Here is a 3,776-nt window from a genome sequence, read left to right on the forward strand (position 1 = left end):
GCTGGGCGGCGCGCGCCGCCGTGGCGGCGTCGCGCAGCGCCGCGACCGCGCGCCCGATCTCGCCCAACTCGTCCCCGCGACCCGTGCAGGGCACATCGGTGTCGAGCTTGCCCGCGCCGATCTCGCGCAGCGCCGCGGCGAGGCCGCCGAGCGGATGCAGCATGCGCCGCAGAAGCCACCACAGCGCGAGCCCGACCACCGCCGCGATGCCGAGGGCGAGCACGATGCCGCGCGACGCGTCCCGCCAGGCCCGCGCCTCGATCGGAAAGAGGTCCTCGCCGACGAAGAGGATGCCCACCTGACGCCCGCTTTCGTCGCGCACCGGCTGGTAGACCGACAGATGCCGGCGGCCGAGGATCATCGCCTCGCCGCGGTAGGTCTCGCCACGGCGGACCGCGTCGCGCGCCGGACCCTCGCCGAGCGTCGTGCCGACCGCGCGCGTGCCGTCCGGCCGCCTGATGTTGGTGGCGATCCGCGTCTCGCCCGCGAAGATCGTGACCACGCCCCCGCCGATGCCCTGCACGCGGTCGGGCAGCTCGTTGAAGTCGTTCAGCTGCAGGCTGCCGACGAACAGCCGGTTGCCTGCCTCGAGCCGCCAGCCGCGGCCGTAGTCGTCGAGCAGCGTCGTCAGCAGCAGCAGGTTGCGTTCGATCCGCTCGGCGGCCGCGACGTGGTCGGCGGCGACCTCATCCAGGGTCTGCTTCGCCACGAGCCCGGCCATGCCGAGCACCAGCGCCAGAAGGGCGGCGCACAGGATCCGCGTGCGGATGCCGATGGAGGCGAGATGGGCGGCAAAGCGGCGGGAGGCGGCAGGCATGGGGGCCCTCGGCGGTTCGGGCCCAGCCATGCCAGGGAAGGGTGAATGCGGGATGAAACCTGTCTCGCAGACGGGTCAGAGCGTGCCAGTCGTATCACGCCGATGACATGCCGCGTCGGAAGCGGACGCCCGGCGCGGAGTCAGCCCGCGCCGAGCGCCCACAGCAGCACGCCCTTCTGCGCGTGCAGCCGGTTCTCCGCCTCGTCGAAGACCACGCTCTGCGGCCCGTCCATCACCTCGTCGGTGATCTCCTCGCCGCGATGCGCCGGCAGGCAGTGCATGACGATCGCATCCGGCGCGGCATGGCGCAGCAGTGCGGCGTTCAGCTGGTAGGGCGCGAGCAGGTTGTGGCGGCTGATCGTCGCGGCGTCGGGCTTCTCGTCCGACATGCTGACCCAGGTGTCGGTCACCACGCAGCGCGCGCCCTGCACCGCGGCGACGGGATCGGACGTCAGTTCCACCTCGGCGCCCTCGCGCCGCGCCCACTCCACCAGCGCGGCCGGCGGCGCCAACTCCGGCGGCGTGGCAAGCCGGAGCCTGAAGGAAAAGCGCGCGGCAGCCTGAAGAAAGCTCTGCGCCACGTTGTTGCCGTCGCCCGTCCAGGCGACCGTCTGCCCCGCGATCGGGCCGCGATGTTCCTCGAAGGTCATCACGTCGGCCATGATCTGGCAGGGATGCGACACGTCGGTCAGGCCGTTGATCACCGGCACCGTCGCATGCGCAGCCAGCTCGCGGATCTTCGCCACGTTGTCGGTGCGCAGCATGATCGCGTCCACGTAGCGCGACAGCACGCGCGCCGTGTCGGCCGGCGTCTCGCCGCGGCCGAGCTGCATGTCGCGCGACGACAGCACGATCGCGTGGCCGCCGAGCTGGTGGATGCCCACCTCGAAGGACACTCGGGTGCGGGTCGAGGGCTTCTCGAAGATCAGCGCGACGGTCTTGCCGGCCAGCGGCTTGCCGGCGACGGCGCCGCGCTTGGCCTGCACGCCGAGGTCCAGCATCCGCCGCAGCGTCGCCGCGTCATGGTCCATGATCTCGAGGAAGTGGCGGGGGGCGTCGCGCCCCCCGCCCGCCACCTTGAGCGCCGCGCTCACTTGGCGGCGACCTTCACCGCCTCGAAGCGGCGGCAGGCGCGGCCGAGCAGTTCCACCGCCTCGTCCGCATCGGCCTCGGTGATGATGAGCGGCGGCGCGAGCCGCAGCACGTTCATCCCCGCCGCGACCGTCAGCAGGCCTTCCTGCACCGCGGCTTCCTGCAGCGCGCCGTTGCTCACCTGCTCGTGCAGCTTGAGGCCGAGCAGCAGCCCCGCCCCCTGCACGCCGGCGATCACCGCGGGATGCCGATCCGCCAAGCCGAGCAGCCCGCGCCAGAGATGCCGCGCCACGCGGTCCACGCCGTCAAGGAAGCCAGGCGCGAGCACGACGTCCAGCACCGCGTTGCCCGCCGCGCAGGCCAGCGGGTTGCCGCCATAGGTCGTGCCATGCGTGCCGGGCTTCAGGTGCTTCGCGACATGCTCCTTCGCGAAGACCGCGCCGAGCGGGAAGCCGCCGCCGATCCCCTTGGCGGAGGACATCACGTCCGGCTCGATCCCGGCCCATTGATGCGCCCAGAGGCGCCCCGAACGGCCCATGCCGGTCTGCACCTCGTCGAGCGCGAGCAGCAGGCCGAACTCGTCGCAGGTCGCGCGCAGGTCGCGCAGGAACTGCAGGTCGGCCGGGCGCACGCCGCCCTCGCCCTGCACCGGCTCGATCATGATCGCCGCCGTCTCCTTCGTGATCGCGGCGCGGACCGCGTTCATGTTGCCGAAGGGGACGTGGTCGAAGCCCTCGACCGGCGGGCCGAAGCCCGCGAGGTACTTCGGGTTGCCGGTGGCCGAGATCATCGCGAGGGTCCGGCCATGGAAGGCGCCCTCGAAGCAGATGGTGCGGAAGCGCTCTGGGTGGCCGTTCTCGGCGTGGAACTTCCGCACTGCCTTCACCATGCCCTCGTTCGCCTCGGCGCCCGAGTTGCAGAAGAACACGCTGTCCGCGAACGAGGCGGCGACGTGGCGCGCCGCCAGCGTCTCGGCCTGCGGCACGCGATAGAGGTTGGAGACGTGCATCACGCGCGCCGCCTGCTCGGCGATCGCCTGCACCAGGTGCGGATGGCCGTGGCCGAGTGAGGAGGTCGCGATGCCCGCGCCGAAGTCGAGGTATCGTCGCCCGTCACTGGCCCACAGGCGCGCGCCCTCGCCCCGCTCGAAGGCGAGGTCGGCGCGGTTGTAGGTCGGCATCAGGGCGGGGATCACGGTGTCCTCGCTTCCTCCGGTCTCCGCGCGGCCTTGGGCGACATGCCCCAGCAGGCGCGGAAGTCGGCGAAAATGCCCGAAACGTCCTGAAGGGTCAAAACGATGCGGGCCGGGGAGGCCTGCGCGCTCCTCCGGCCCGCCATGCGATCGGCGCGGATGCGCCTCAGCGCAGCGGCGCGCCGCCGCTGTTCGCCGGATAGGCGCCGGAGGTGTTCGACCCCGTCGCGCGATCCCAGGCGCGCTCGGCCGCGGTGCCCGGCGGGTTTGCGGGCGTGCCGTCGCGCTGCGACGGATAGGCGCCGGAGGTGTTGGTGCCCGCCGCGCGGTCGAAGGCGCGCGTCGCCGCGGTGCCGGAGGGGTTGTTGCCGGTGCCGTCGGCGCTGGTGCGCGGGCTGTCCGTCGCACGGTCATAGGCGCGCTGCGTGGCGGTGGAAGGCGGGTTGCCGCGCGTGCCGTCGTTCGGGTTGGCGCAGGCGAAGAGCGGCAGCGCGAACAGCGCCGCCAGTGCGAAGCGGGTCATCCTGTCGGGTTCCTTCCGTGTCGCGCGGCCTCGCGGCCGCGGCACGCGGGCAGAACGTCCCGCGACGGCGGAAGGTTGCCGCCGCGGGACGATGCCCGCCGCCCGGTCGCGACGCCCGCCTGTGGCGGGCGCCGGCCGGCGTTCAGCCGCGG

4 protein-coding genes are annotated in these 3,776 nt (G+C 72.9%); all 4 read right to left on the minus strand.

Features of this window, described 5'->3' with window-relative positions:
• Positions 1-817: cache domain-containing protein (locus tag L2I40_RS20265; RefSeq protein WP_237216987.1), on the minus strand; the 817-nt coding region annotated here is incomplete at its 3' end.
• A gap of 140 nt (positions 818-957) precedes the next feature.
• Complete coding sequence (gene argF / locus L2I40_RS20270; RefSeq protein ID WP_272910991.1) at positions 958-1,911, minus strand: ornithine carbamoyltransferase; 954 nt, start codon at positions 1,909-1,911, stop codon at positions 958-960.
• The gene (locus L2I40_RS20275; RefSeq protein ID WP_237216988.1) at positions 1,908-3,104 is read right to left on the minus strand and encodes an aspartate aminotransferase family protein; all 1,197 of its coding nucleotides are present in this window, start codon (positions 3,102-3,104) and stop codon (positions 1,908-1,910) included. The genes argF and L2I40_RS20275 overlap by 4 nt, the downstream gene beginning before the upstream one ends.
• A 163-nt stretch (positions 3,105-3,267) precedes the next feature.
• Complete coding sequence (locus tag L2I40_RS20280) at positions 3,268-3,624, minus strand: hypothetical protein (RefSeq protein ID WP_237216989.1); 357 nt, start codon at positions 3,622-3,624, stop codon at positions 3,268-3,270.
• Between the last annotated feature and the right edge of the window lie 152 nt (positions 3,625-3,776).

Source organism: Falsiroseomonas oryziterrae (genome assembly GCF_021864505.1).
GTDB classification, from domain to species: domain Bacteria; phylum Pseudomonadota; class Alphaproteobacteria; order Acetobacterales; family Acetobacteraceae; genus Falsiroseomonas; species Falsiroseomonas oryziterrae.